This is a genomic window from Azonexus sp. (assembly GCF_041909095.1).
Taxonomy (GTDB): domain Bacteria; phylum Pseudomonadota; class Gammaproteobacteria; order Burkholderiales; family Rhodocyclaceae; genus Azonexus.
Window position 1 is genome coordinate 14370 of the sequence record NZ_JAYREB010000003.1, and the last position, 25230, is coordinate 39599.

General features: G+C 61.6%; 28 protein-coding genes and 1 tRNA gene. 24 read left to right on the top strand and 5 right to left on the bottom strand.

Going from position 1 to position 25230, the window contains the following annotated elements; all coding sequences use genetic code 11:
* Positions 1 to 24 precede the first annotated feature (24 nt).
* Positions 25 to 501 (top strand): transcription elongation factor GreA, encoded by a 477-nt coding sequence (gene greA, locus ACE3OV_RS08240; RefSeq protein WP_374326509.1) that lies wholly within the window; start codon positions 25 to 27, stop codon positions 499 to 501.
* A gap of 2 nt (positions 502 to 503) precedes the next feature.
* Positions 504 to 965: a DUF4149 domain-containing protein gene (locus ACE3OV_RS08245; protein WP_374326510.1), complete on the top strand. Its 462-nt coding sequence runs from the start codon at positions 504 to 506 to the stop codon at positions 963 to 965.
* Here the strand turns inward: ACE3OV_RS08245 and ACE3OV_RS08250 are convergent, their stop codons facing one another.
* On the bottom strand, positions 966 to 1313 hold the full coding sequence (locus tag ACE3OV_RS08250) for a YhbY family RNA-binding protein (RefSeq protein WP_374326511.1): 348 nt from the start codon (positions 1311 to 1313) through the stop codon (positions 966 to 968).
* 32 nt (positions 1314 to 1345) lie between these two features.
* Here ACE3OV_RS08250 and ACE3OV_RS08255 point away from each other — a divergent pair, with 32 nt between their 5' ends.
* From ACE3OV_RS08255 to ACE3OV_RS08360, 22 genes are all read left to right on the top strand, one after another.
* Positions 1346 to 1963 carry an RlmE family RNA methyltransferase gene (locus ACE3OV_RS08255; RefSeq protein ID WP_374326512.1) on the top strand — a complete coding sequence of 206 codons (618 nt, stop codon included), beginning with the start codon at positions 1346 to 1348 and terminating at the stop codon, positions 1961 to 1963.
* Between the two features lie 56 nt (positions 1964 to 2019).
* Positions 2020 to 3900: an ATP-dependent zinc metalloprotease FtsH gene (ftsH, locus tag ACE3OV_RS08260; protein ID WP_374326513.1), complete on the top strand. Its 1881-nt coding sequence runs from the start codon at positions 2020 to 2022 to the stop codon at positions 3898 to 3900.
* A gap of 52 nt (positions 3901 to 3952) precedes the next feature.
* A complete protein-coding gene (gene folP / locus ACE3OV_RS08265) occupies positions 3953 to 4792 on the top strand; it encodes a dihydropteroate synthase (RefSeq protein ID WP_374326514.1) in 840 nt (279 codons plus the stop codon).
* Entirely contained in the window at positions 4785 to 6137 is a 1353-nt protein-coding gene (glmM, locus tag ACE3OV_RS08270; RefSeq protein ID WP_374326798.1) for a phosphoglucosamine mutase, read from the top strand. The genes folP and glmM overlap by 8 nt, the downstream gene beginning before the upstream one ends.
* Before the next feature lie 75 nt (positions 6138 to 6212).
* Entirely contained in the window at positions 6213 to 6968 is a 756-nt protein-coding gene (tpiA, locus tag ACE3OV_RS08275; RefSeq protein WP_374326515.1) for a triose-phosphate isomerase, read from the top strand.
* 15 nt (positions 6969 to 6983) lie between these two features.
* Complete coding sequence (gene secG, locus ACE3OV_RS08280; RefSeq protein ID WP_374326516.1) at positions 6984 to 7355, top strand: preprotein translocase subunit SecG; 372 nt, start codon at positions 6984 to 6986, stop codon at positions 7353 to 7355.
* Between the two features lie 51 nt (positions 7356 to 7406).
* Positions 7407 to 7491: transfer RNA gene (locus ACE3OV_RS08285), tRNA-Leu, on the top strand.
* Between the two features lie 61 nt (positions 7492 to 7552).
* On the top strand, positions 7553 to 7927 hold the full coding sequence (gene ndhC / locus ACE3OV_RS08290; RefSeq protein WP_374326517.1) for an NADH-quinone oxidoreductase subunit A: 375 nt from the start codon (positions 7553 to 7555) through the stop codon (positions 7925 to 7927).
* A 9-nt stretch (positions 7928 to 7936) separates the two neighbouring features.
* Positions 7937 to 8413 (top strand): NADH-quinone oxidoreductase subunit B family protein, encoded by a 477-nt coding sequence (locus tag ACE3OV_RS08295; RefSeq protein WP_374326518.1) that lies wholly within the window; start codon positions 7937 to 7939, stop codon positions 8411 to 8413.
* Positions 8414 to 8432: 19 nt separating this feature from the next.
* Positions 8433 to 9038 (top strand): NADH-quinone oxidoreductase subunit C, encoded by a 606-nt coding sequence (locus ACE3OV_RS08300; protein ID WP_374326519.1) that lies wholly within the window; start codon positions 8433 to 8435, stop codon positions 9036 to 9038.
* Positions 9031 to 10284 (top strand): NADH-quinone oxidoreductase subunit D, encoded by a 1254-nt coding sequence (locus tag ACE3OV_RS08305; RefSeq protein ID WP_374326520.1) that lies wholly within the window; start codon positions 9031 to 9033, stop codon positions 10282 to 10284. The genes ACE3OV_RS08300 and ACE3OV_RS08305 overlap by 8 nt, the downstream gene beginning before the upstream one ends.
* Positions 10284 to 10757, top strand: a complete 474-nt coding sequence (gene nuoE, locus ACE3OV_RS08310; RefSeq protein ID WP_374326521.1) for an NADH-quinone oxidoreductase subunit NuoE — start codon at positions 10284 to 10286, stop codon at positions 10755 to 10757. Before ACE3OV_RS08305 ends, nuoE begins: the two co-directional genes overlap by 1 nt.
* On the top strand, positions 10757 to 12085 hold the full coding sequence (gene nuoF / locus ACE3OV_RS08315) for an NADH-quinone oxidoreductase subunit NuoF (RefSeq protein ID WP_374326522.1): 1329 nt from the start codon (positions 10757 to 10759) through the stop codon (positions 12083 to 12085). The genes nuoE and nuoF overlap by 1 nt, the downstream gene beginning before the upstream one ends.
* A gap of 36 nt (positions 12086 to 12121) precedes the next feature.
* The gene (gene nuoG, locus ACE3OV_RS08320; RefSeq protein ID WP_374326523.1) at positions 12122 to 14455 is read left to right on the top strand and encodes an NADH-quinone oxidoreductase subunit NuoG; all 2334 of its coding nucleotides are present in this window, start codon (positions 12122 to 12124) and stop codon (positions 14453 to 14455) included.
* The gene (gene nuoH / locus ACE3OV_RS08325) at positions 14456 to 15502 is read left to right on the top strand and encodes an NADH-quinone oxidoreductase subunit NuoH (protein ID WP_374326524.1); all 1047 of its coding nucleotides are present in this window, start codon (positions 14456 to 14458) and stop codon (positions 15500 to 15502) included.
* A gap of 11 nt (positions 15503 to 15513) precedes the next feature.
* Positions 15514 to 16002 carry an NADH-quinone oxidoreductase subunit NuoI gene (nuoI, locus tag ACE3OV_RS08330; RefSeq protein WP_374326525.1) on the top strand — a complete coding sequence of 163 codons (489 nt, stop codon included), beginning with the start codon at positions 15514 to 15516 and terminating at the stop codon, positions 16000 to 16002.
* 12 nt (positions 16003 to 16014) lie between these two features.
* Positions 16015 to 16611: an NADH-quinone oxidoreductase subunit J gene (locus tag ACE3OV_RS08335; RefSeq protein ID WP_374326526.1), complete on the top strand. Its 597-nt coding sequence runs from the start codon at positions 16015 to 16017 to the stop codon at positions 16609 to 16611.
* Between the two features lie 15 nt (positions 16612 to 16626).
* On the top strand, positions 16627 to 16935 hold the full coding sequence (gene nuoK / locus ACE3OV_RS08340) for an NADH-quinone oxidoreductase subunit NuoK (protein ID WP_301332271.1): 309 nt from the start codon (positions 16627 to 16629) through the stop codon (positions 16933 to 16935).
* Positions 16936 to 16937: 2 nt separating this feature from the next.
* Positions 16938 to 18974 carry an NADH-quinone oxidoreductase subunit L gene (gene nuoL / locus ACE3OV_RS08345; RefSeq protein WP_374326527.1) on the top strand — a complete coding sequence of 679 codons (2037 nt, stop codon included), beginning with the start codon at positions 16938 to 16940 and terminating at the stop codon, positions 18972 to 18974.
* 32 nt (positions 18975 to 19006) lie between these two features.
* A complete protein-coding gene (locus ACE3OV_RS08350; RefSeq protein ID WP_374326528.1) occupies positions 19007 to 20491 on the top strand; it encodes an NADH-quinone oxidoreductase subunit M in 1485 nt (494 codons plus the stop codon).
* Between the two features lie 12 nt (positions 20492 to 20503).
* Positions 20504 to 21982 carry an NADH-quinone oxidoreductase subunit NuoN gene (gene nuoN, locus ACE3OV_RS08355; RefSeq protein ID WP_374326529.1) on the top strand — a complete coding sequence of 493 codons (1479 nt, stop codon included), beginning with the start codon at positions 20504 to 20506 and terminating at the stop codon, positions 21980 to 21982.
* A gap of 60 nt (positions 21983 to 22042) precedes the next feature.
* Positions 22043 to 22582 carry an NUDIX domain-containing protein gene (locus ACE3OV_RS08360; RefSeq protein WP_374326530.1) on the top strand — a complete coding sequence of 180 codons (540 nt, stop codon included), beginning with the start codon at positions 22043 to 22045 and terminating at the stop codon, positions 22580 to 22582.
* Positions 22583 to 22628: 46 nt separating this feature from the next.
* Here ACE3OV_RS08360 and ACE3OV_RS08365 read toward each other — a convergent pair whose 3' ends face one another.
* The 4 genes from ACE3OV_RS08365 to ACE3OV_RS08380 all read right to left on the bottom strand — a co-directional run bounded on the left by ACE3OV_RS08365 (position 22629) and on the right by ACE3OV_RS08380 (position 25194).
* On the bottom strand, positions 22629 to 22814 hold the full coding sequence (locus ACE3OV_RS08365; protein ID WP_374326531.1) for a hypothetical protein: 186 nt from the start codon (positions 22812 to 22814) through the stop codon (positions 22629 to 22631).
* Positions 22811 to 22981, bottom strand: coding sequence for a hypothetical protein (locus tag ACE3OV_RS08370; RefSeq protein WP_374326532.1), 171 nt, complete (start codon positions 22979 to 22981; stop codon positions 22811 to 22813). Before ACE3OV_RS08370 ends, ACE3OV_RS08365 begins: the two co-directional genes overlap by 4 nt.
* Positions 22982 to 23072: 91 nt before the next feature.
* Positions 23073 to 24506, bottom strand: a complete 1434-nt coding sequence (locus ACE3OV_RS08375) for an ATP-binding protein (protein ID WP_374326533.1) — start codon at positions 24504 to 24506, stop codon at positions 23073 to 23075.
* A complete protein-coding gene (locus ACE3OV_RS08380; RefSeq protein WP_374326534.1) occupies positions 24493 to 25194 on the bottom strand; it encodes a winged helix-turn-helix domain-containing protein in 702 nt (233 codons plus the stop codon). The genes ACE3OV_RS08375 and ACE3OV_RS08380 overlap by 14 nt, the downstream gene beginning before the upstream one ends.
* Between the last annotated feature and the right edge of the window lie 36 nt (positions 25195 to 25230).

Consider the following 25230-nt stretch of genomic DNA (forward strand, 5'->3'; position numbering starts at 1 on the left):
GTTTTGCTTTTGCAGGGAAATGAGATGAGCAAAGTTCCGTTGACCGTAACCGGCGCCGAAAAACTCCGCGAGGAACTGCATCGGTTGAAGACCGTCGATCGCCCCTGGGTGATCGCCGCGATCGCCGAGGCGCGTGCCCACGGCGATCTATCCGAAAACGCCGAATACGATGCCGCCAAGGAGCGCCAGGGCTTCATCGAAGGGCGCATCCAGGAGGTCGAGGGCAAGCTGTCGAACGCCCAGATCATCGATCCCAAGCTGCTCGACGCCGATGGTCGCTGCGTTTTCGGCGCCACCGTCGAAATGGAAGACCAGGATTCCGGCGATACGGTGACTTACCAGATCGTCGGCGAGGACGAGGCCGATATCAAGACCGGCAAGATTTCGGTCAATTCGCCGGTGGCCCGCGCGCTGATCGGCAAGTACGCCGGCGACATCGCGCAGGTCCAGGCGCCCGGCGGCATCCGCGAGTACGAAATCATCGACATCCGTTACGAATAAGCATGCGTCGCCTGTCGGAAGCTTTCTACCAGTTTGCAATCACGCTGTGGGTTGGCGGTTTGTGGGCGATTGGCTATCTGGCAGCGCCGGTGCTGTTCGCCGAGCTCGGCGACCGCCAGCTGGCCGGGGTGCTGGCTGGCAAGCTGTTCGCGCTGATCGGCTGGTTCGGACTCGGGGCGGCGCTTTACCTGATGGTTTTCCTGTTTGCCCGGTCCGGCGCGCGTGCGCTCCGCCAGGCCGGGTTCTGGCTGGTTCTGCTGATGGCGGGAATGGCGGCAGTACAGGTGTTCGGCATCCAGCCGCTGATGGCGCAGCTCAAGCTCAATGCCCTGCCGCGCGAAGTCATGGAAAGCGTGTTCCGCGACCGTTTTGCGACATGGCACGGCATTTCCAGCATCGTCTATCTGCTGCAGAGTCTGTGCGGGCTTGGGCTGGTCCTGTGGAGCGGCCGCGGCTTGCGCTGATCAGCCCTGGTAGCTGCGCTTGGTACGGCGCGGTGCCGTCGGACGGGGTTTTGCCGTATCCTTGGCAGCGGCTTTTTCGGGATTCTCGCGATAGACGACGAGCAACTTGCCGATGTGCTGGACCGCCGATGCCGACAGTTCGCTGCAGATGCGCTCCAGGTAAGCCAGTCGATCGTCGCGGCTGTCGCCATAGACGCGGATCTTGATCAGTTCGTGGGCCTTCAGGCAGACGTCGATTTCCTTGAGGACGGCGTCGCTGAGGCCGTTTTCGGAAATCGAGACGACCGGGTTGAGGCCGTGGGCCTGGGCGCGCAGTTCGCGAACCTGGGCAGAAGTCAGTTGTTGCATTGGAAAACCTTTCAAAAACGGCATTTTACCGAATGAAACGAACCAGAACCAGCAAGGCGTGGATGCGCGAGCATATCAACGATCCTTATGTCCAGCTTGCCAGGAAGGAAGGCTGGCGTTCGCGCGCCGCCTTCAAGCTGATGGAGATCGACGACAAGGACAAGTTGCTCAAGCGCGGCGAGGTCGTCGTCGACCTGGGGGCGACCCCCGGTGGCTGGTCGCAGGTTGCCGTGGAGCGCGTGGGGGGCGGTGGTCTGGTGTTTGCGCTCGACCTGCTGGAGATGGCGCCAATCCCCGGTGTGCATTTCATCCAGGGTGATTTCCGCGAGGACGAGGTGCTGCGCCAACTGGAAGAATTGCTCGGCGAGCGTCGGGTGGGGCTTGTCATGTCGGACATGGCACCCAATATGTCCGGGGTGCCCCTGGTCGATCAGGCCCGGGTCATGCATCTGGCGGAACTCGGTCTGGAGTTTTCGCAGGCGCATTTGAAACCGGATGGCGCTTTTCTGGTCAAAGTTTTCCAGGGAAGCGACTATGAGGCTTTCGTCAAGGCGATGCGTGCGGCTTTTCAGACCGTCGTGGTGCGCAAGCCGGATGCCTCGCGTGATCGCAGCCCGGAGATTTACCTGCTCGGTCGCAACTTGCGCTGACGGATTTTGTTTAGAATGACATTTTTGTCGCTCGACGTAATTGAAGGAGTGCCCACTTGAACAACATGTTCAAAAACCTCGCGATCTGGATGGTGATCGGCCTCGTGCTGATGACCATCTTCAACCAGTTCAATACGCGGCAGGTCGCGGCCGGCGGTGTCGAGTACTCGCAGTTCCTGGAAGAAGTGAAGCAGGGAAGGATCGACAAGGTGGTCATGGAAGGTCGCACGCTGAAGGCGACGACCAAGGAAGGCAAGCGCCTGACCGTCTATTCGCCGCCCGACCTGTGGCTGGTTTCCGACCTGCTCAAGTACGACGTCAAGATCGAGGCCAAGCCGGAGGAAGAACCATCCTTCCTGATGAACATCTTCGTCAGCTGGTTCCCGATGCTGCTGCTGATCGGCGTCTGGGTCTTCTTCATGCGCCAGATGCAGGGCGGTGGCAAGGGCGGCGCCTTCTCCTTCGGCAAGTCGAAGGCACGTATGATGGATGAGGCGCAGAACACCATCACCTTCGTTGATGTTGCCGGTTGCGACGAGGCCAAGGAAGAAGTCCAGGAGATCGTCGATTTCCTGCGCGACCCGTCGAAGTTCCAGAAGCTTGGCGGCCGTATTCCCAAGGGCGTGCTGATGGTCGGCAACCCGGGGACCGGCAAGACCCTGCTCGCCAAGGCGATTGCCGGCGAGGCCAAGGTGCCGTTCTTCTCGATCTCCGGTTCCGACTTCGTTGAAATGTTCGTCGGTGTCGGCGCCGCGCGTGTCCGCGACATGTTCGAGAACGCCAAGAAACACGCTCCGTGCATCATCTTCATCGATGAAATCGACGCCGTCGGTCGCCATCGCGGCGCCGGTCTCGGTGGTGGCAACGACGAACGCGAACAGACGCTGAACCAGTTGCTGGTCGAGATGGACGGTTTCGAAGGCCACTCCGGCATCATCGTCATCGCCGCCACCAACCGTCCGGACATCCTCGACCCAGCACTGTTGCGCCCGGGGCGCTTCGACCGTCAGGTCGTCGTGCCGCTGCCGGACATCCGTGGTCGCGAGGAAATCCTCAAGGTGCACATGCGCAAGGTGCCGATTGCCGGCGACATCAAGGCCGACATCATTGCTCGCGGCACCCCCGGCTTCTCCGGTGCCGACCTCGCCAACCTGGTCAACGAGGCGGCGCTGTTCGCCGCCCGCGCCAACAAGCGCCTGGTCGACATGGAAGACTTCGAGAAAGCCAAGGACAAGATCATGATGGGCGCCGAGCGCCGCAGCATGGTGATGACCGAGGAAGAGAAGATGAACACGGCCTACCATGAGTCCGGTCACGCCGTCGTCGCCAAGCTGGTGCCGAAGTCCGATCCGGTGCACAAGGTCACGATCATTCCGCGCGGTCGTGCGCTGGGCCTGACCATGCAGTTGCCCGAGCAGGACCGTTACGCCTACGACAAGCAGTACCTGCTGTCGCGCATTGCAGTTCTTTTCGGTGGTCGCATCGCCGAAGAACTGTTCATGAACCAGATGACGACCGGCGCGTCGAACGACTTCGAGCGGGCGACGGCGATGGCGCGCGACATGGTGACGCGTTACGGCATGTCCGAGCTTGGTGTCATGGTCTATGGCGAGAACGACGGCGAAGTTTTCCTTGGTCGCTCGGTGACGCAGCACAAGAATGTCTCCGAGGCGACGATGCAGAAGGTCGATGCGGAAATTGGCCGCATCATCGATCAGCAGTACGCGCTGGCCCGCCAGTTGCTGGGAGACCATCGCGACAAGGTTGAGGCAATGACCAAAGCGCTGCTCGACTGGGAAACCATCGATGCCGAGCAGATCGATGACATCATGGCCGGCAAGCCGCCGCGCCCGCCAAAGCCGGCACAAAGCCTGTCCCGGTCTACGCCGCCGGACGAAAAGCCCGGTGCCGAACCGAGCGCCCCGGCGACTGCCTGATCCATGCCATGCTGACCCAGCCGGGAGCGGGAACGCTCCCGGTTTTCTTTTGATGAACACGATACACTGCGGCGCATATCGTCTCGGGGGCGAACGCCCCCTGCTGATGGGCATCGTCAATCTGACGCCCGATTCCTTCTCCGGCGACGGCCTGGCCAGTGATACGGCGCAAGCCATTGCCCACGCCCGGCGACAGCTCGAAGCGGGAGCCGATATCCTCGATCTCGGTGCCGAGTCCTCGCGTCCCGGGGCGCAACCGACGCCGGCCGACGAGGAGTTGCGCCGCCTGCTGCCGGTGCTGAAGGAGCTGGCTGGCTGGGGGGTGCCGATTTCGGTCGATACCTACAAGCCGCAGGTCATGCGGGCGGCACTCGCGGCTGGTGCCGCGATGATCAACGACATCAGCGGGCTGGCGACCGCGGAGGCGCTGGCCGCCGTTGCCGGTAGTGATTGCGGCGTCTGTGTCATGCACATGCAGGGCAACCCGGGCAGCATGCAGCAGGCGCCGCTCTATCAGGATGTCGTTGGCGAAGTTTCGACCTGGCTGGCTGCGGCGGTCGAGCGTTGCCAGCGGGCGGGGATCGTTCGCGAGCGCATCGTCGTCGATCCGGGATTTGGCTTCGGCAAGACGCTGGCGCACAATCTGGCATTGTTTCGCGCCATCGAGACCGCTTGCTGGGGCGGTTTGCCTGTGCTGGTCGGGGTTTCGCGCAAGTCGATGCTGGGCCAGATCACGGGGCAGCCGGTCAGCGAACGGCGTGCGGCCAGTGTTGCCGCGGCCTTGCTGGCTGCGCAGCGTGGTGCGGCGATCCTGCGCGTGCATGATGTCGCGGAAACCAGGGATGCGTTGGCCGTCTGGTCAGCGATCGAGAATCGAGGGAACGATGAGTAGAAAATATTTCGGAACTGACGGTGTACGCGGACAGGTAGGTCAGGCGCCAATCACCCCAGACTTCGTGATGCGTCTCGGCTATGCGGCGGGCAAGGTGCTGCTCGAGACGACGCAGATGCCCGCAGGTGAACGGCCGGCGGTGCTGATCGGCAAGGACACGCGGATCTCTGGCTACATGCTGGAATCGGCGCTCGAGGCGGGTTTGTCCGCGGCGGGGGTCGATGTCTTCCTGGTCGGCCCGATGCCGACGCCGGCCATTGCCTATCTCACCCGTGCCCTGCGTCTGCAGGCGGGTATCGTCATTTCGGCGTCGCACAATCCCTACTACGACAACGGGATCAAATTCTTCTCGGCCCAGGGCAGCAAGTTGCCCGACGAGGTCGAGCGGGCGATCGAGGCGGCAATCGACCAGCCAATGGTCTGCTCGCCGTCAGCCGGCTTGGGCCGGGTTCGTCGGATGGACGATGCGCGGGGGCGGTATATCGAGTTCTGCAAGAGCACTTTTCCCAATGAAAGTGATCTGCGGGGCTTGAAAATCGTCGTTGATTGCGCCCACGGTGCGGCATATCACATCGCTCCCGATGTCTTTCATGAACTGGGTGCCGAAGTGGTGAAGATCGGTGTCTCGCCCAACGGCATGAACATCAACGACAAGGTCGGGGCGACCGCGCCGCAGGCCTTGCGCGATGCCGTGCTGGCCAATCGCGCCGATCTCGGGATTGCGCTCGATGGCGATGCCGACCGGATTCAGATGGTCGATGCGGAAGGCAACCTGTACGACGGTGACCAGTTGCTGTTCGCCATTGTCTGCCAGCGCGCGAAAAAGGGGGCGGTGCACGGCGTGGTCGGTACGCTGATGAGCAATCTGGCGCTCGAGCATGCCTTGCAGGAAATGGGAATTCCCTTCGAGCGGGCCGCCGTCGGCGACCGCTACGTTGTCGAAGGCTTGCGGCGCAACGGCTGGCTGTACGGTGGCGAGAACTCGGGTCACATCCTGGTCCTCGATCGCCACTCGACGGGTGACGGGATCGTTGCCGGGCTGCAGGTGCTGGCAGCCTTGCGCGAGAGTGGCGGTAGTCTGAAATCGCTCCTCGGCGGGCTGCTGCTGTACCCGCAGAAGCTGATCAACGTGCCGGTTGTCAAAGGTTTTGCCTGGCAGGAGAGCCCGGCCATCGTCGCTGCTCAGGCGACCGTTGAACAACGGCTGGCGGGGCGCGGGCGGGTCTTGTTGCGTCCTTCCGGCACCGAGCCGCTGTTGCGGGTGATGGTCGAAGGCGAGGATGCCGATGAAGTGGCTCGGGCTGCCGAGGAGATTGCGGCGGTGGTTCGGGCGGCGGCTAACTGAGCCAGGGTGGTGCAAGATTGACCGGCGCCTGAGCCGGTCGCTATAATTCCGCAATTTTCCTCCACAGGGGTCGCCATGTCTGATCGCCGCAAGCTCGTAGCCGGGAACTGGAAGATGCATGGCAATCTGTCGCGAAATCGGGATTTGCTGGCCGAAGTGCTGGCTGGCTGTGCCGATCTGAACTGCGATGTGCTGGTCTGCCCGCCTTTTCCGTATCTGGCTCAGGCGCAGGCGATGCTGGCTGGAACCCGGGTGGCGCTTGGGGCGCAGAATGTCAGCGAGCACGGCGAAGGGGCGTTCACCGGTGAGGTGGCGCCTTCGATGCTGCTTGATTTTGCTTGTACCCATGTTCTGGTCGGTCACTCGGAGCGGCGCAGTCTATACGGCGAGTCTGATGCGGTGGTGGCTGCCAAGTTCGCGGCGGCTCGCCGGGCGGGGCTGGTGCCGGTGCTCTGTGTTGGCGAGACGCTGGACGAGCGCGAGGCGGGGCAGACCGTGGCAGTGGTCGCCCGGCAATTGCAGGCGGTTGTCGCGCAGGTCGGCATTGCCGCGCTGGCTGATGCCATTGTTGCCTACGAGCCGGTTTGGGCGATTGGTACCGGGCGGACGGCTTCGCCCGAGCAAGCGCAAGCGGTGCATGCGGAGATCCGTGCGCAGCTGGCGGAGCATGATCCGGAGGTGGCGGCTGCTCTGTTGATTCTTTATGGTGGAAGCGTAAAGCCGCAGAATGCGGCGGAGTTGTTCAGTCAGCCCGATGTCGATGGTGGTCTGGTCGGTGGGGCTGCGCTGGTGGCAAGTGATTTTCTGGCGATTTGTCGCGCCGCAAACTGATAGGCATATAAATACATGAACTGGTTGTTTTCCCTGCTTCTGACGGTCCATATCCTGGTGGCTCTGGCAATCATCGCGCTCGTGCTGATGCAGCACGGCAAGGGGGCCGACATGGGGGCTGCCTTCGGTAGCGGTTCTTCGGGTAGTCTTTTTGGTGCTTCCGGGTCGGCCAATTTTTTGAGTCGTACCACGGGTGTGCTTGCAACGGTCTTTTTTCTGACCAGTCTTTCCTTGGCCTATGTTGCATCCGATAAGCCAAAAACGACTGGTAGTCTGATGCAAGAATCTGTACAATCGCAGTCTGTTCCTGCGGCGGCTCCGGCTGCTGGGGATGTGTCAGGAAGTCCTGTGGCAGGGGGTTCCAAGGCGCAAGATATTCCGAAATAATAAAATTAAACAGTTCGTCCTGCTACATGTACGGGCGGGTTGTGCAGATGTGCCGACGTGGTGAAATTGGTAGACACGCTATCTTGAGGGGGTAGTGGCGCAAGCTGTGCGAGTTCGAGTCTCGCCGTCGGCACCAGAGCACTGGAAGTTTCCGGTATGGCCGGAGCTTCTTCGGAACAACGACAATTTGGCGGCGGATGATGGAAACCTATTTTCCTATTCTGATGTTCGTTCTTGTGGGGGTTGCTGTCGGTGTACTGCCGGTGGCGATGGGGTTTGTTCTCGGGCCGCGGAAGCCCGATGCAGAAAAGCTTTCCCCTTACGAGTGCGGTTTTGAGGCGTTCGAAGATGCGCGCATGAAGTTTGATGTGCGCTATTACCTGATCGCCATCCTGTTCATTCTCTTCGATCTGGAAGTCGCCTTCCTCGTGCCGTGGGCGACGATCTTCAAGGATATCGTGGCGACCGATGCCATCAAGGTTTTCGGTTTCGTCGAGATGCTGATTTTCGTCGCCATCCTGACCGTGGGCTATGTCTATGCCTGGGCCAAGGGCGCGCTGGAATGGGAATAAGGTCGAGAGATGGCGATTGAAGGAATCCTGCAGGAAGGTTTTGTCACCACCACGGCTGACAAACTGATCAACTACATGCGCACCGGCTCGATCTGGCCGATGACTTTCGGTCTGGCCTGTTGTGCCGTCGAGATGATTCACGCCGGTTGTTCGCGCTACGACCTTGACCGCTTCGGGATTGTTTTTCGTCCCAGTCCGCGCCAGTCGGATGTGATGATCGTTGCCGGTACCCTGACCAACAAGATGGCGCCGGCGTTGCGCAAGGTCTACGACCAGATGGCCGAGCCGCGCTGGGTTGTCTCGATGGGTTCCTGTGCCAACGGTGGTGGCTATTACCACTACTCCTACTCGGTGGTGCGCGGTTGTGACCGCATCGTGCCGGTCGACATCTATGTGCCGGGCTGTCCGCCGACGGCCGAAGCGCTGCTCTACGGGCTGATCCAGCTACAGAACAAGATTCGCCGCACCAATACCATTGCCCGCTAATTTTCGAGGCTGATTCCTTATGTCTGCCAAGCTGGAAGCGCTTAGCCAAAAATTGCAGGAACGTTTCGGGGATAAGCTGCAGTCAACAAGGCTTGCCCTGGGCGAGTTGACCGTGGAAGTTGCCGCGGCCGACTATTCCGAATTCATGAAATCGCTGCGTGATGAGGCTGATTTCTCCTTCGAGGAGCTGATCGACCTCTGCGGTGTCGATTATTCCACCTATGGCGATGGTGCCTGGACGGGGCGTCGCTTCGCCGCCGTCACCCATCTGTTGTCCATTGCTCACAACTTCCGCTTGCGGGTGCGCGTCTTCGCCGAAGATGATGCCTTCCCGGCGGTGGATTCGGTGACCTCGTTGTGGAAGAGTGCCAACTGGTTCGAGCGCGAGGCCTTTGATCTTTACGGCATCGCCTTCGTCGGCCACGAGGATCTGCGCCGCATCCTGACCGACTACGGCTTCATCGGCCACCCCTTCCGCAAGGATTTCCCGATTTCCGGGCATGTCGAGATGCGCTACGACCCCGATCAGGCGCGCGTCATCTACCAGCCCGTCACCATCGAACCGCGTGAAAACACGCCGCGCATCGTCCGCGAAGACACCTACGGAGATCCGGCACATGGCTGATATCCGCAATTTCACCCTGAACTTCGGTCCGCAGCACCCGGCGGCGCACGGCGTGCTGCGTCTGGTGCTGGAACTGGACGGCGAAGTCGTTCAGCGTGCCGATCCGCACATCGGCCTGCTCCACCGGGCGACCGAAAAGCTCGCCGAAACCCGGACCTGGGTGCAGTCGGTGCCGTACATGGATCGCCTCGACTACGTGTCGACGATGTGCAACGAGCACGCCTACTGCCTTGGCGTCGAGAAGCTGTTGCAGATCGAGGTGCCGGAGCGCGGCAAGTACATCCGCACGATGTTCGACGAGATCACCCGTCTCCTCAATCACCTGTTGTGGATCGGCTGTCACGCGCTCGACGTCGGTGCGATGACCATGGCGCTCTACACCTTCCGCGAGCGCGAAGACCTGATGGACGCCTACGAGGCGGTCTGCGGCGCGCGTCTGCATGCGGCCTATTACCGGCCGGGCGGTGTCTACCGCGACCTGCCGGATCGCATGCCGCAATATCGTGAGTCGACCTGGACCAGCGCCAAGAAGGCGAAGGAACTCAACGACAATCGCAGCGGCTCGTTGCTCGATTTCATCGAGGACTTCACCGAGCGTTTCCCGAAATACCATTCTGAGTACCACACCCTGCTGACCGACAACCGGATCTGGAAACAGCGTCTGGTCGGTGTTGGCGTGGTCAGCCCGGAGCGCGCCATGCAGCTCGGCTTCACCGGCGCCATGCTGCGCGGTTCCGGCATTGCCTGGGACTTGCGCAAGAAGCAGCCCTACGCTGCCTACGACAAGGTCGATTTCGACATCCCGCTCGGCGTCAATGGCGACAGCTACGACCGCTATCTCGTCCGCATGGAAGAGATGCTGCAGTCGAACCGCATCATCAAGCAGTGCGTCGACTGGCTGCGCAAGAACCCCGGCCCGGTGATCACCGACAACCACAAGGTGGCGCCGCCGAAGCGCGAAGCGATGAAGTCGAACATGGAAGAGCTGATCCACCACTTCAAGCTGTTCACCGAAGGTATCCATGTCACGCCCGGCGAAGCCTATGCGGCGATCGAGCATCCGAAGGGCGAATTCGGCATCTATTTCATTTCCGATGGCGCCAACAAGCCTTACCGCATGAAGATTCGTGCGCCCGGCTTTGCCCATCTGGCGGCGATGGACGAAATGGCGACCGGCCACATGCTGGCCGACGTCGTGACGATCATCGGTTCCCAGGATATCGTTTTTGGCGAGATTGACCGCTGATGTTTTCCGCTGACACCCTACAGAAATTCGCCCGCGAGGTCGCCAAGTACCCCGCCGATCAGAAACAGTCGGCGGTCATGGCCTGTCTGGCCCATGCCCAGGAAGAGAAGGGCTGGCTGCCGCCGGAAGCGATCGAGGCGGTCGCCGACTACCTCGGCATGCCGCCGATCGCGGCCTACGAAGTGGCTTCCTTCTACAACATGTACGACCTCAAGCCGGTCGGCAAGTACAAGATCACGGTCTGCACCAACCTGCCGTGCGCGCTGTCCGGCGGCTATCACGCTGGCGAGTACCTGCAGCAGAAGCTCGGTATCGGTTACAACGAAACGACCGCCGACGGCAAATTCACGCTCAAGGAAGGCGAGTGCATGGGGGCCTGCGGCGATGCGCCGGTGTTCATCGTGAACAACCGCTCGATGTGCAGCCACATGCACCCGGAACAGATCGACAAGCTGCTCGAGGAGTGCAAGTAATGGCCATGATGGGGGCGATCAACCCGGTCCTGATGGCCGGTCTCAAGGGCGACGATGGCTGGTCGCTGAAGGATTACGTGGCGCGGGGCGGCTACGAGCAACTGAAGCGCATCCTGCAGAGCGGGATGACTCAGGAAGACGTGATCAGCGAGGTCAAGAAGTCCGTGCTGCGCGGTCGTGGCGGCGCCGGCTTCCCGACTGGTCTGAAGTGGTCCTTCATGCCGCGTTCCTTCCCGGGCGACAAGTACATCGTCTGCAACACCGACGAAGGCGAGCCGGGGACGTTCAAGGACCGCGACATCATGCGCTACAACCCGCATGCCGTCATCGAAGGCATGGCCATCGCCGCCTTCGCGATGGGCGCGACGCGCGGTTACAACTACGTGCATGGCGAAATCTGGGAAATCTACCAGCGCTTCGAGGCTGCGCTCGACGAGGCCCGCGCCGCCGGTTTCATCGGTCAGAACATTCTTGGCTCGAGTTTCAGCTTCGAGTTGTTCGCCCATCACGGTTATGGCGCCTACATCTGCGGCGAGGAAACCGCGCTGCTCGAATCGATCGAGGGCAAGAAAGGACAGCCGCGCTTCAAGCCGCCGTTCCCGGCCTCTTTCGGTCTCTACGGCAAGCCGACGACGATCAACAACACGGAAACCTTCGCTTCCATCCCCTTCATCCTGAACATGGGCGGCGAGGAATTCCTCAACCTGGGCAAGCCGAACAACGGCGGCACCAAGCTGTTCTCGGTGTCCGGCCACGTCAATCGCCCGGGCAACTATGAAATTCCGCTCGGCACGCCGTTCGCGACGCTGCTCGAGATGTGCGGCGGCATGCGCGGCGGGCGCAAGCTGAAGGCGGTGATCCCCGGTGGTTCGTCGGCGCCGATCATGCCGGCCGAGGTGATCATGGACTGCACCATGGACTACGACTCGATCAGCAAGGGTGGATCGATGCTCGGTTCCGGCGCCGTCATCGTCATGGATGAGACGGTGTGCATGGTCAAGGCGCTCGAGCGCCTGTCCTTCTTCTATCACGAAGAGTCCTGCGGCCAATGCACGCCCTGCCGCGAAGGCACGGCCTGGATGTACAAGGTGGTGCATCGCATCGAAAACGGGCAGGGCAAGCCGGAAGACCTGGATTTGCTCAACAGCGTGCTCGGCAACATCGCCGGTCGCACCATCTGCGCGCTCGGCGACGCGGCGGCTTTCCCGGTGCAGAGCTTCATCAAGCACTTCCGCAGCGAATTCGAATACCACATCGAACACAAGACCTGTCTGGTGCCCAAGGATGTGCAGTGGGCCGGCAGCGGTTTCCACAAGATCCCGGCCTGACGGGTTGTTCAAGAAAACTGGCTACAAGGTAGCGACATGCTAGAAATCGAAATCGACGGCAAGAAAGCGCAAGTGCCCGACGGCAGCACGGTGATGGATGCCGCGCAGCAGTTGGGTGTCTACATCCCGCATTTCTGCTATCACAAGAAACTCTCGATTGCCGCCAACTGCCGCATGTGTCTGGTGCAGGTGGAAAAGGCGCCGAAGCCCTTGCCCGCGTGCGCGACACCGGTGACCAACGGCATGAAGGTGTTTACCCACTCCGATCTCGCCGTCAAGGCGCAGAAGGGAGTGATGGAATTCCTGCTCATCAACCATCCGCTCGATTGCCCGATCTGCGACCAGGGCGGCGAATGCCAGCTGCAGGACATGTCGGTCGGCTACGGCCCGATGCAGAGCCGCTACACCGAGGAAAAGCACGTCGTCTTCCACAAGAACGTCGGCCCGCTGATCTCGATGGAAGAAATGAGCCGCTGCATCCACTGCACGCGCTGCGTTCGCTTTGGTCAGGAAATCGCCGGCATCATGGAACTCGGCATGGCCAACCGCAACATGCATTCCGAGATTCAGACCTTCGTCGGGCGCTCGGTCGATTCCGAACTCTCCGGCAACATGATCGACCTCTGCCCGGTCGGCGCGCTGACCTCGAAGCCCTTCCGCTACACCGCGCGTTCCTGGGAACTGCAGCGGCGCAAGTCGGTCAGCCCGCACGACTCGGTCGGTGCCAACCTGGTCGTTCAGGTCAAGCACGATGCCGTGATGCGCGTGCTGCCGCGTGAGAACGAGGCAGTCAACGAGTGCTGGATTTCGGACAAGGAACGCTTCGCCTACCAGGCCCTCAATTCCGATCAGCGTCTGACCAAGCCAATGGTCAAGCAGGGTGGCGAATGGGTCGAATGTGACTGGAACGTCGCGCTCGACTATGTCGCCCACGGCCTCAAGGACATCGTCCGCGACCACGGTGGCGATGCGGTCGCCGCGCTGGCGACCCAGAACGCGACGGTCGAGGAGCTCCATCTGCTGGGCAAGCTGATGCGGGGCCTGGGCAGTGGCAACGTCGATTTCCGTACCCGCCAGTCCGACTTCGCCAGCGATGGCAAACGCGCCGGCGCCCCGTGGCTGGGCCTGCGCCTGGCCGAGATCAAGGATCTCGACGCGGCGCTGGTGATCGGTTCCTTCCTGCGCAAGGATCATCCGCTGATCGCCCAACGTCTGCGCCAGGCCGCCAAGAAATTCACCAAGGTCAGCCTCGTTTCGGTAACGGCGGACGACCAGTTGATCAACCTGCATGGCCGTCTGACCGTGGCGCCTGCGCAACTGGTCTTCGCGCTGGCGGCGGTGGTAAGCGCCGCGGCTGAAGCCAAGGGGCTGGCGGTGCCGGCCGGCCTGGAAAATGTCGCCGTCTGCGACGAAAGCCGCAAGATCGCGCAAAGCCTGGTCGAAGGCGAAAAGCGCGCACTCTTCCTCGGCAACGTCGCCACGCAATCGGCCGACGCCACGCAGATTCATGCCCTGACCTGCCTGCTCGGTGAAATCACCGGCGCCAGCGTCGGCTTCCTGGGCGAGTCCGCGAATACCGTCGGCGCCCACCTGGCTGACGCGCTGCCGAGCGCAGCCAATGCCCGCCAGATGTTCGAACAGCCGCGCCAGGGCTATGTCCTGTTCGGTGTCGAACCCGAATTCGATTGTGCCAATCCGCAACAGGCCCTGGCCGCGTTGCGTCAGGCCAGGATGGTCGTCGTCATGTCGGCGTTCAAGCATGACCCGGCGCTCGACTACGCCGACGTGATGCTGCCGCTGGCGCCTTACACCGAAACCTCCGGCACCTTCGTCAATATCGAAGGGCGCATCCAGTCCTTCAACGGCGTCGTCAAGCCGCTTGGCGCTGCACGTCCGGGCTGGAAGGTGCTGCGCGTGCTCGGCAACGTCCTGGCGCTCGACGGCTTCGATTACATGAGCAGCGAGGCAGTGCGCGACGAGGCGCTGGGTAGCGGCAAGGAATTTGCCGCCGGTCTCGACAACGCGCTGAGCGGTGTCGCCGTGGCCTTGCCGGCCGCCGCCAATGGCGGCTTGCAGCGCATCGCCGACGTGCCGATCCACTTTGCCGATGCCATGGCACGCCGCGCACCGGCTCTGCAACAGACGGCCGACGGCAAAGCGCCGACCCTGCGCGCCGCTTCCGCAACCCTGGCGGCGCTGGGAATTGAATCCGGCGCAACCGTCAGTGTTCGACAGGGTGATGGGGTTGCCACCCTGCTGGCCCAGGCCGACGACAAGGTACCGGCCAACTGTGTCCGCGTTGCCGCGGCCCATCCGACGACCGCAATGCTGGGCGAGATGTTCGGCGCGATTTCCGTGGAGCGTGCATAAATGGACGCACTGATGAATTTCGGACAGGGAATCTTCGGCGGCGTCTGGCCGGCGGTGTGGACCCTGATCAAGATCGTTCTGATCGTTGCCCCGCTGCTGCTGGGCGTTGCCTACCTGACCTGGGTCGAGCGCAAGGTGATTGGTTACATGCAGGTCCGTATCGGTCCCAACCGGGTCGGCCCCTACGGCCTGATCCAGCCGATCGCCGACGGTCTGAAGCTGTTGCTCAAGGAAGTCATCGTTCCCAGCAGTTCGAGCAAGGGCGTCTTCATCATCGCGCCGATGCTGGCGATGGCGCCGGCGCTGGCGGTCTGGGCCGTGGTGCCGTTCGGTGACGGTCTGGTGCTCGCCGACATCGACGCCAGCCTGCTCTACATCATGGCGATCAGCTCGATCGGCGTGTACGGGATCATCCTCTCCGGTTGGGCGTCGAATTCCAAGTACGCCTTCCTCGGCGGTATCCGTTCCGCAGCGCAGATGGTGTCCTACGAAATCGCCATGGGCTTTTCGCTGATTACCGTGCTGATGGTTTCCAACAGCCTGAACCTCGGTGAGATCGTCAATGGTCAGGCAAGTGGCCGTTTCGCCGATTTCGGCCTCGGTTTCCTGTCCTGGAACTGGCTGCCGCTGCTGCCGATGTTCGTGGTCTACCTGATCGCCGGCACCGCCGAACTGAACCGCGCGCCGTTCGACCTCGCCGAAGGCGAATCGGAAATCGTCGGTTTCCACGTCGAATACTCCGGCATGGCCTTCGCGCTGTTCTTCCTCGCCGAATACGCGAACATGATCCTGGTCTCCGCGCTGACCTCGCTGCTGTTCCTCGGCGGCTGGCTGTCGCCGGTCGGCTTCCTGCCCGACGGCATCCTCTGGCTGTTCGCCAAGATGTTCTTCGTGCTCGTCCTTTTCCTGTGGTTCCGCGCCACCTTCCCCCGTTATCGCTATGACCTCTTGATGCGCCTGGGCTGGAAAGTCTTCCTGCCGCTGTGCCTGATCTGGCTGGTTGTCGTCGGGGCGTGGATGCTGTCCCCGCTGAACATCTGGAACTGAGGAGAATAAGAATGGGTTCGATGATGGAAGTCTTCAACAGCCTCTTCCTCAAGGAGCTGTTGAAAGGCATGTCGGTGACGGGCAAGTACTTCTTTGCCCGCAAGATCACCGTCCAGTATCCGGAAGAAAAGACGCCGCAAAGTGGCCGTTTCCGCGGTCTGCACGCCTTGCGCCGCTACGAGAACGGCGAAGAGCGCTGCATCGCCTGCAAGCTGTGCGAGGCGATCTGCCCGGCGATGGCGATCACCATCGAGGCCGAGCCGCGCGACGACGGTTCGCGGCGCACCACCCGCTACGACATCGATCTGACCAAGTGCATCTTCTGCGGTTTCTGCGAAGAAGCCTGCCCGGTCGACGCGATCGTCGAAACGCGCATTTTCGAATACCACGGCGAAAAGCGCGGCGACCTCTACTACACCAAGCAGATGCTGCTGGCCAACGGTGAGCGCTACGAAGCGCAGATCGCCGAAGACCGCGCGCTTGATGCGCCCTACCGCTGACAGGTGCCCGCGATGGATTTCCCGACTGCCGTTTTCTTCTTCCTCTCCGCGATCCTGGTGTTTGCCGCGCTGCGCGTAATCACTGCGCGCAACCCGGTTTATGCCGCGCTGCACCTGATGCTTGCCTTCTTCACCTGCGGTGGCATCTGGGCGCTGCTGCAGGCGGAGTTCCTGGCGATCGCCATCATCCTCGTCTATGTCGGCGCGGTCATGGTGCTCTTCCTGTTTGTCGTCATGATGCTTGACATCAATCTCGACCGCATCCGCGAGGGCTTCTGGCAATACCTGCCGCTCGGCGCCGTGCTCGGCCTGCTGATGGTCCTCGAGATGGGCCTGGTGCTCGGCAGCAAGTACTTCCAGGTGCCCGCCGCCGAGGCTGTCGTTCCGGCCGGCGTATCGAACACCAAGGAAATCGGCACGCTGATGTTCACCGATTACGTGTTCCCCTTCGAACTCGCGTCGATCATCCTGCTCGTCGGCATGATTGCTGCCATCGTGCTGACCTACCGCGGTCCGAAGAAATCGAAGATTTCCAATCCGAATACGCAGGTCTTCGTCAAGGCCAAGGACCGCATGCGCGTGATCCAGATGCCTGTTGAAAAAGACTGACCCGGGGCTAACATGCTGACGCTTTCCCTCTCTCATTTCCTGATCCTTGGCGCGATCCTGTTCGCGATCAGCGTGGTCGGCATCTTCCTCAACCGGAAGAACCTGATCGTTCTGCTGATGGCAATCGAGTTGATGCTGCTCGCGGTCAATATGAACTTCGTCGCCTTCTCGCACTATCTGGGCGATCTCTCCGGGCAGATCTTCGTCTTCTTCATCCTGACCGTCGCCGCCGCCGAGGCCGCCATCGGCCTGGCGATCCTGATCGTGCTGTTCCGCAACCTCAAGAGCATCCACGTGGATGACCTGGGCAGCCTGAAGGGTTAACCATGGAAATGCAAAAACTCTACCTGCTCGTGCCGATGGCGCCGCTGATCGGCGCCATGATCGCCGGCCTCTTCTGTCGTGTCCTCCCGCGCTGGCTCGCTCATACCGCAACCATCGCCGGTGTAGCCACTGCCTTCGTCGCCTCGCTGTTCATCTTCCAGGACGTGATGGCCGGCAACACCTACAACGGCCCGGTCTATACCTGGCTGACCAGCGGCGATTACAAGTTCGAGGTCGGTTTCCTGATCGACACCCTGACCGTGACGATGATGCTGGTCGTCACCTTCGTCTCGCTGATGGTGCATATCTACACCATCGGTTACATGCACGACGATCCGGGCTACAACCGTTTCTTCAGCTACATCTCGCTGTTCACCTTCTCGATGCTGATGCTGGTGATGGCCAACAACTTCACCCAGCTCTTCTTCGGCTGGGAAGCGGTCGGTCTCGTCTCCTACCTGCTGATCGGCTTCTGGTACACCCGGCCGACGGCGATCTTCGCCAACATGAAGGCCTTCCTGGTCAACCGCGTCGGCGACTTCGGCTTCATCCTCGGCATTGGTCTGGTGCTGGCGCATTTCGGTACGCTCGACTACGCCGAAGTGTTCAAGCTGGCGCCTTCGCTTGCCGACGCCAAGATCAACATCTGGGGCGATCAGCAGTGGTCGTTGATGACCGTTACCTGCATCTGCCTGTTCATCGGCGCCATGGGCAAATCGGCGCAAGTGCCGCTGCACGTCTGGCTGCCGGACTCGATGGAAGGCCCGACCCCGATCTCTGCGCTGATCCACGCCGCGACCATGGTTACCGCCGGCATCTTCATGGTGTCGCGGATGTCGCCGTTGTTCGAGCTGTCCACGACGGCACTGTCCTTCGTCATCACCATCGGCGCCATCACCGCCCTGTTCATGGGCTTCCTTGGCATCATCCAGAATGACATCAAGCGCGTCGTCGCCTACTCGACGCTGTCGCAACTCGGCTACATGACCGTCGCCCTCGGTGCTTCGGCCTACTCGGTGGCGATCTTCCACCTGATGACGCACGCCTTCTTCAAGGCACTGCTCTTCCTCGCCGCCGGCTCGGTGATCATCGGCATGCACCACGACCAGGACATCCGCAATATGGGCGGCCTCCGGAAGTACATGCCGATCACCTGGATCACCTCGCTGATCGGCTCGCTGGCGCTGATTGGTACGCCTTTCCTGGCCGGGTTCTACTCCAAGGATTCGATCATCGAAGCGGTCAAGTTCTCGCACATCCCGGGTGCCGGCTTCGCCTATTTCGCGGTGCTGGCCGGGGTCTTCGTCACCGCCTTCTACTCCTTCCGCATGTACTTCCTCGTCTTCCACGGCGAAGAGCGCTTCGGCAAGGCGGACGACGCCCACCATCATGAACACCATGGCGATCACGACGACGAAGAAGTCGCCCACGATCACCACCATGGTCTGGCACCGGGCCAGAAGCCGCACGAAACGCCGTGGGTGGTGACGTTGCCGCTGGTGCTGCTGGCGATTCCGTCGCTGGTCATCGGCTACATCGCCATCGGTCCGATGCTCGGTGGCGACTTCTTCAAGGGCGTCATTCATGTCGATGAAGCCGCCCACCCGGCGCTGTCGCACTTCCTCGAGCATTTCCACGGCGCCGCCGCCATGGGCCTGCACGCTTTCACGACACCGCCGTTCTACCTGGCACTGGCCGGCGTGGTGCTGTCCTGGTTCTTCTACATGAAGCGGCCGGATATCCCGGCGGCGATCCAGCGTCGCTTCTCGGCGATCAACACGATTCTCGAAAACAAGTACTACTTCGACCAGATCAACGAGACCGTCTTCGCCGGTGGCTCGCGCCTGCTCGGCAAGGTGCTCTGGCGCGGTGGCGACGTCGGCATCATCGACGGCCTGATCGTCAATGGCTCGGCCAAGCTGGTCGGCTGGGTCTCGACCATCACCCGGCTGTTCCAGACCGGCTACGTTTATCACTACGCATTCACCATGATCATCGGCCTGCTGGCCATGATGACCTGGTGGATCAACCGCGCATAGCATGAATCGCCCGCAGAACAGCAAGGAATAACATGTCGAATTACCCGCTGCTATCTCTCGCCATCTGGGTTCCCATCGTCGCAGGCGGTATCGTCCTGCTGACCGGTGGCGACCGTAATGCGCCCATGGCCAGGATGCTCGCCCTGGTCGGCGCAGTACTTGGTTTCCTGGTCACCCTGCCGTTGTGGACCGGGTTCGATGTGTCGCAGGGCGCCATGCAGTTCGTCGAACTGCATAGCTGGATTCCGCGATTCAACATCCACTATCACCTTGGGGTCGATGGCATCTCGATGTTGTTCGTGATCCTCAATGCCTTCATCACGATCATCGTCGTTGCTGCCGGTTGGGAGGTGATCAAGGAGAAGGTCGCCCAGTACATGGCCGCCTTCCTGATCATGTCCGGGCTGATGAACGGCATCTTCACCGCGCTTGACGGCATCCTCTTCTACGTCTTCTTCGAAGCTTCGTTGATCCCGCTCTACCTGATCATCGGCGTCTGGGGCGGTCCGCGCCGGGTGTACGCCGCGTTCAAGTTCTTCCTCTACACCCTGTTCGGCTCGCTGCTCTTCCTGATTGCGCAGATGTTCCTGTTCTTCCAGTCCGGCGGCAGCTTCTCGATTCTCGACTGGCACCAGTTGCCGCTTGGCATGGCGCCGCAGATCGGCGTTTTCCTCGCCTTCCTGATCGCCTTCGCGGTCAAGGTGCCGATGTGGCCTGTTCACACCTGGTTGCCGGATGCCCACGTCGAAGCGCCGACCGGCGGTTCCATCGTCCTGGCGGCAATCGGCCTCAAGCTGGGCGCCTACGGTTTCCTGCGCTTCTCGCTGCCGATCGCCCCGGATGCATCACACGAATTGTCCGGGCTGGTCATCGCGCTGTCGCTGATTGCTGTGGTCTACATCGGCTTCGTCGCGCTGATCCAGGAAGACATGAAGAAGCTGGTCGCTTACTCGTCGATCGCCCACATGGGCTTCGTCACGCTGGGCTTCTTCATGTTCAGCGCGATGGGTATCGAAGGCGCGCTGGTGCAGATGGTTTCGCACGGTTTTGTTTCCGGCGCGATGTTCTTCTCGATCGGCGTCATGTACGACCGCGTGCATAGCCGGCAGATTGCCGATTACGGCGGTGTCGTCCACACCATGCCGAAGTTTGCCGCGCTGTTCATGCTGTTCTCGATGGCCAACGCCGGCCTGCCGGCGACTTCCGGTTTCGTCGGCGAATTCATGGTCATCCTGGGCGCCGTCAAGTTCAACTTCTGGGTTGCCTTCGCTGCCGCGACCTCGCTGATCCTTGGTGCGGCCTACACCCTGTGGATGTACAAGCGGGTGATTTTCGGCGAAGTCGCCAACCATCACGTCGCCGAACTGAGCGACATCAATGGCCGCGAATTCGCCATCCTCGCCGTACTCGCCCTGTGCACCCTGTGGATGGGTCTCTATCCCCAGGCCTTCACCGACTTCATGCACGCATCGGTCAATGACCTGCTGCGTCACGTGGCCATCAGCAAGATTCAATAAACGGTAGCCGACATGTTCGACAATTTCGTTGTTCCCGATCTCCTGCCCGCTGCATCGGAAATTTTCCTGGCGGCGATGTTGCTGGTCATCCTGATGGTCGACCTGTTCGTCAAGGACAGCCGCCGGACGCCGACCTTCCTGCTGACCCAGTTGACGTTGCTCGGCTGCGCCGCGATCCAGGTCTATACCAGCACCGCCGACATCACCTACACCTTCAGCAACATGTTCGTCGACGACATGATGGCCGACCTGCTGAAGCTCTTCGTCTATATGACGATGATCGTCGTCTTGTTCTACTCCCGCGGTTATCTGTTCGACCGCCCGACGATGAACAAGGGTGAGTACTACGTGCTGGCGCTGACCGCGACCCTGGGCATGATGGTGATGATCTCGGCCAACAACTTCGTCACCATCTACGTCGGTCTCGAATTGCTGTCGCTGTCGCTCTACGGCATGGTGGCGATGAACCGCGATAGCGTCGCTTCCACTGAAGCGGCGATGAAGTACTTCATCCTTGGTGCGCTGGCTTCCGGCATGCTGCTCTACGGCATGTCGATGATCTACGGCGGCACCGGCACGCTGGAAATCACCAAGATCGCCGAGACCCTCTACAACGCCGAAAGCAACCGCACCGTGCTGGTCTTCGGCCTGGTTTTCCTGGTCGCCGGGCTGGCTTTCAAACTCGGCGTGGTTCCTTTCCACATGTGGGTGCCTGACGTCTACCACGGTGCGCCGACGACGGTGACCCTGCTCATCGGCTCGGCGCCGAAGCTGGCCGCCTTCGCCATCGTCATGCGGCTGCTGGTCGGTGGTCTGATCACCCTGGCGGCGGATTGGCAGGACATGCTGATTGTCCTCTCGGTGCTGTCGATGGCCGTCGGCAACCTCGCCGCCATCGCCCAGACCAGCCTGAAGCGGATGCTGGCCTATTCGGCGATCTCGCACATGGGCTTCATGCTGCTCGGCATCGTCACCGGCGTCGTTTCCGGTGACGCGCGTTACGCGCTCAATGCCTACAGCTCGTCGATGTTCTACGTGATTTCCTACGTGCTGATGTCGGCCGGTACCTTCGGCATGATCCTGCTGATGGCTCGCGCCGGTTTCGAGGCGGACAATCTCGACGACTACAAGGGACTAAACAAGCGCAGCCCGTGGTTCGCGGCGATCATGATGATGCTGATGTTCTCGATGGCAGGCGTGCCGTTCTTCATCGGCTTCTTCGCCAAGTTCTCGGTGCTGCAGGCGGTGGTCGCCGCCGATTACCTGTGGCTGGCGATCGTCGCCATCCTCTTCTCGTTGATCGGGGCCTTCTACTACCTGCGCGTCGTCAAGCTGATGTACTTCGATGCGCCCACCGACGAAACGCCAATTTCGGCCGGTCTCGACATGCGCCTGCTGATTTCGGCCAACGGCCTGGCGGTCGCGGTTCTGGGCGTCTTCCCGCAGGTGCTGATGTCGCTCTGCGCATACGCGCTGCTGCGCTCGCTGTAAATCGCGTTTTCAGATTGAACTGACGCCCCGCTGGTCGGGGCGTTTTTTCTGGAGTGAATCATGGGGGCGGATAGCCATCTGCGCGAAGCCGAAGTGGAAAGCGAATCGGTTTTCAAGGGCGTCATGCTCGACGTCAGGCGGGATCAAGTGCGTCTGCCCGATGGCAAGATCTCGGTCAGGGAATATATCCGCCATCCTGGCGCGGTGGTGATCCTGGCGCAGTTGCCCAATGGCAATCTGCTGTTTGAGCGCCAGTTCCGTTATCCGCTACGCCAGGTGTTTCTCGAACTGCCGGCCGGCAAGATCGATCCCGGCGAGACGCTTCTTGACACCGCACAACGCGAACTGCTCGAGGAGACCGGCCATCAGGCTGAGGCATGGGAGCATCTGGGGACGATGCATCCCTGCATCGGTTATTCCGACGAGCGGATCGAGATTTTCCTGGCCCGCGGCTTGCGCTCAGTTGGTGCGCAGGCGCTCGATCACAACGAATTTCTGGATGTCTTGCAGCTTTCACCGGCGGCTGCCCGGGAAGCGATCTTCGCCGGCGAGATTACGGACGCCAAAACGATTACTGCGCTTTACTGGCTGACACGCTGAGCCAACCAGGACGGCCGCAACACGGTGCGGCCCATGAAGGGGCAATTCAGTCCCGGTCGTTTGACCGCAGGCACCTTGCCAGATGAATTCCCACACCTACTGCAAGCGCCAGCAGTAGTGCTTTCAGCGGGTCGGCGTCGCCCTCGATCAGCCATTGTCCACCGGTCACCCCGAGGAAGACCGCCAGGCTTTCGTGGAGTGGCAGGTCGCCCGACACGGCAAGACGGTTCAACGCTGACGCATGACCGGGATGCTTGCCAGTTGCGGGGTTGCTGCCGGCGGTGGAACGAGGCCGAGCAGGTAGTGGCGGGCGGCGGCGATGAAGGCCTTGATGTTGGTTTCGAGCATGATGTCCTCTTCCATTTCCTGGGATGGTGCCGGGTTCGTCATGGCGGTCATTCTAGGTAAATCCGCCGGGCGAGGCTGTGCTTGCTGCGTGGCGGCGAAGTAACCACAAGGCTGCGTATGATGACGGTGTGTAACCGTGCAGCTACTGGTGTGCCATCCAGCGTAAAGTGAAGCGGGCACCACCAAGCGGTGACGCAGAGGCGTAGGCGGTTCCGCCGTGCAGTTCAAGAACGCGTCTGGCGATCGCTAGGCCCAGACCATAGCCGCCGGTTGAACGATCGCGCGAGCGATCGAGGCGGGTGAAGGCCGAGAAGATGTGTTCGCGCTCGCTTTCCGGAATACCGATGCCGTCGTCGTCGACATGCACGGCAATCTGGTCGCCGAGGAGTTCGCTGCTGACCCGGATTTCCCGGGCTGCGTACTTGAAGGCATTGCGCAGCAGGTTGCGCAGTGCGTAGGGCATGGCCTTGCGATCGAGGTCGACCCGCAGGTTTTCCGGCAACTGGCTGGTGTCGACGCTGACATTCAATTGACGGCCGAGCAGCCTGACTGAATCGACCTCGTCACCTAGCCAGTTGGCAAAGGCGACGCTGGAAAAATGGGCTTCGGGGGCTTCGCGTTCGAAACGCGCGTAGGTCAGGCTGGTGTCGATCAATTGATCGAGTTCGTCGAGGTCGGCCTCCATCATCGCCCAGAGACGCTGTCGTTCCGCAAGTTCGGCGGTTTCCGAGAGCATTTCCAGCGCGAAGCGCATGCGGGCGATCGGCGTGCGCAGTTCATGCGAAATGCCGCAGGAAAGCTCCCGGTGCGTGGCCAGCAATTGCCGGACGCGCTCAGCCATGCTGGTCAGGGTATCGGCAAGCGGAGCGAACAGTTGGGTGTGCACGACGGGCGGTGCTGCTTCGAAGTTGCCGTCGCCAAGGTCGCGCGCCGTCTGGCGCAGCGATTCGAGGTCGCGCCAGACCGGTCGCACCCAGAACCAGAGGGCGATCGCGAAGATGACGCCGATCAGGCTCCAGGTCAGCAGGCGTAGCCGCAGATCAAGCGGCAGGCGTTCATTGTGTTCGGGATTGCGGGTGGCCGACAGGGGGCCGACGACCAGCACTTTGCTGCTGGTGCCCAGACGGTGATACATCACGTCGTGGTCGTGGGCGATGGCGATGTCGCCGGCGTCCAGTTTTTCTACCTGGGCGCTGGTCAGGCGGATGTCAAGCGAGCGGCGCTCGACGATGTCGAGCTTGTAGGAAAACTTGTCGTCGATCTCCCGGATCTTGCGTTCCCACTGGCGGCGTGGGTGGCGGAACAGTTCATCCTCGATCAGGGTGATGGTGCCGCGCATGAAGCGGCGGGCATAGTCGTCGGTAATGCCTTGCTGCGCCGTCGAGATGATGAAATCGGCGATGAAGGCGATGGCGACGAAGGAGCCCATCGCCAGCAGGTAGAAATTGAGGAAGAGCTTGGACAGACTGTAGCGGCTGCCCCGCCAGCGCGGCAAGGAAACCCGGAACAACGAACGGGCCAGGCCCTGGCGACCTGCTTTGCCGGTGTCGCCGGTATCCGCCTCAGTTCCAGTCATGCTTGCTGAACAGGTAGCCCTTGCCGCGCACCGTCTTGATGCGGGTCGGGTTTTCCGGGTCGTCGTTCAGCTTCTTGCGCAGGCGGGAGATGCGGGCGTCGATCGAGCGGTCGAGGCCGTCGAAGCCGATGCCGCGTAATTCCTGCAGCAGATCGTCGCGCGACAGCACGTTGCCGGCGTGGCTGGCGAGCAGCCAGAGGAGGTCGAATTCGGCAGTGGTCAGGTCGATCGCCTGGCCATTGAGGGTGGCGGTGCGGGTTGCCTGGCTGATGCGGAACTGGCCGAAGACCTGCGAGTCGCTGTCGCTGGGGTCATCGCCGGCCACCGGCAGGCGGCGCAGCAAGGCCTTGATCCGTGCCAGCAGGACGCGCGGTTGCACCGGTTTGGCAATGTAGTCGTCGGCGCCGAGTTCAAGGCCGAGAATCTGGTCGAAATCCTCGTCGCGGGCGGTCAGCATCAGGATGACGCCGCGGTAGTGCTGGCGGATGCCACGGCAGACCTCGAAGCCGTCCTTGCCGGGCAGCATCACGTCGAGTATCACGAGGTCGGGCTGTTCGGCGAGGATGCGGGCCTCGGCGGTATCGCCGCGGGGCTCGATGCTGACTTCGAGATCGTTGCGGGACAGGTATTCGGCCGTCAGTCCGGCCAGACGTTCGTCGTCTTCGACAAGCAGGATGCGCGTGGTCATGGGCGCCAGTTTAGCGAGCGAAGGGGCGGCGGTCCA

Excerpts from the sequence above, each read along its gene's own strand:
- nuoF (WP_374326522.1), top strand. The coding sequence starts at position 10,757 with ATGGCCATGATGGGGGCGATCAACCCGGTCCTGATGGCCGGTCTCAAG.
- nuoN (WP_374326529.1), top strand. The coding sequence starts at position 20,504 with ATGTTCGACAATTTCGTTGTTCCCGATCTCCTGCCCGCTGCATCGGAA.
- ACE3OV_RS08370 (WP_374326532.1), bottom strand. The coding sequence starts at position 22,981 with ATGACCGCCATGACGAACCCGGCACCATCCCAGGAAATGGAAGAGGAC.
- ACE3OV_RS08255 (WP_374326512.1), top strand. The coding sequence starts at position 1,346 with ATGAAACGAACCAGAACCAGCAAGGCGTGGATGCGCGAGCATATCAAC.
- nuoI (WP_374326525.1), top strand. The coding sequence starts at position 15,514 with ATGGGTTCGATGATGGAAGTCTTCAACAGCCTCTTCCTCAAGGAGCTG.
- ACE3OV_RS08360 (WP_374326530.1), top strand. The coding sequence starts at position 22,043 with ATGGGGGCGGATAGCCATCTGCGCGAAGCCGAAGTGGAAAGCGAATCG.
- secG (WP_374326516.1), top strand. The coding sequence starts at position 6,984 with ATGAACTGGTTGTTTTCCCTGCTTCTGACGGTCCATATCCTGGTGGCT.
- ACE3OV_RS08380 (WP_374326534.1), bottom strand. The coding sequence starts at position 25,194 with ATGACCACGCGCATCCTGCTTGTCGAAGACGACGAACGTCTGGCCGGA.
- nuoL (WP_374326527.1), top strand. The coding sequence starts at position 16,938 with ATGGAAATGCAAAAACTCTACCTGCTCGTGCCGATGGCGCCGCTGATC.
- ndhC (WP_374326517.1), top strand. The coding sequence starts at position 7,553 with ATGATGGAAACCTATTTTCCTATTCTGATGTTCGTTCTTGTGGGGGTT.
- ACE3OV_RS08250 (WP_374326511.1), bottom strand. The coding sequence starts at position 1,313 with ATGCAACAACTGACTTCTGCCCAGGTTCGCGAACTGCGCGCCCAGGCC.
- ACE3OV_RS08300 (WP_374326519.1), top strand. The coding sequence starts at position 8,433 with ATGTCTGCCAAGCTGGAAGCGCTTAGCCAAAAATTGCAGGAACGTTTC.
- folP (WP_374326514.1), top strand. The coding sequence starts at position 3,953 with ATGAACACGATACACTGCGGCGCATATCGTCTCGGGGGCGAACGCCCC.
- ACE3OV_RS08295 (WP_374326518.1), top strand. The coding sequence starts at position 7,937 with ATGGCGATTGAAGGAATCCTGCAGGAAGGTTTTGTCACCACCACGGCT.
- ACE3OV_RS08245 (WP_374326510.1), top strand. The coding sequence starts at position 504 with ATGCGTCGCCTGTCGGAAGCTTTCTACCAGTTTGCAATCACGCTGTGG.
- nuoE (WP_374326521.1), top strand. The coding sequence starts at position 10,284 with ATGTTTTCCGCTGACACCCTACAGAAATTCGCCCGCGAGGTCGCCAAG.
- glmM (WP_374326798.1), top strand. The coding sequence starts at position 4,785 with ATGAGTAGAAAATATTTCGGAACTGACGGTGTACGCGGACAGGTAGGT.
- nuoG (WP_374326523.1), top strand. The coding sequence starts at position 12,122 with ATGCTAGAAATCGAAATCGACGGCAAGAAAGCGCAAGTGCCCGACGGC.
- ACE3OV_RS08375 (WP_374326533.1), bottom strand. The coding sequence starts at position 24,506 with ATGACTGGAACTGAGGCGGATACCGGCGACACCGGCAAAGCAGGTCGC.
- ACE3OV_RS08335 (WP_374326526.1), top strand. The coding sequence starts at position 16,015 with ATGGATTTCCCGACTGCCGTTTTCTTCTTCCTCTCCGCGATCCTGGTG.
- tpiA (WP_374326515.1), top strand. The coding sequence starts at position 6,213 with ATGTCTGATCGCCGCAAGCTCGTAGCCGGGAACTGGAAGATGCATGGC.
- ACE3OV_RS08350 (WP_374326528.1), top strand. The coding sequence starts at position 19,007 with ATGTCGAATTACCCGCTGCTATCTCTCGCCATCTGGGTTCCCATCGTC.
- greA (WP_374326509.1), top strand. The coding sequence starts at position 25 with ATGAGCAAAGTTCCGTTGACCGTAACCGGCGCCGAAAAACTCCGCGAG.
- ACE3OV_RS08305 (WP_374326520.1), top strand. The coding sequence starts at position 9,031 with ATGGCTGATATCCGCAATTTCACCCTGAACTTCGGTCCGCAGCACCCG.
- nuoH (WP_374326524.1), top strand. The coding sequence starts at position 14,456 with ATGGACGCACTGATGAATTTCGGACAGGGAATCTTCGGCGGCGTCTGG.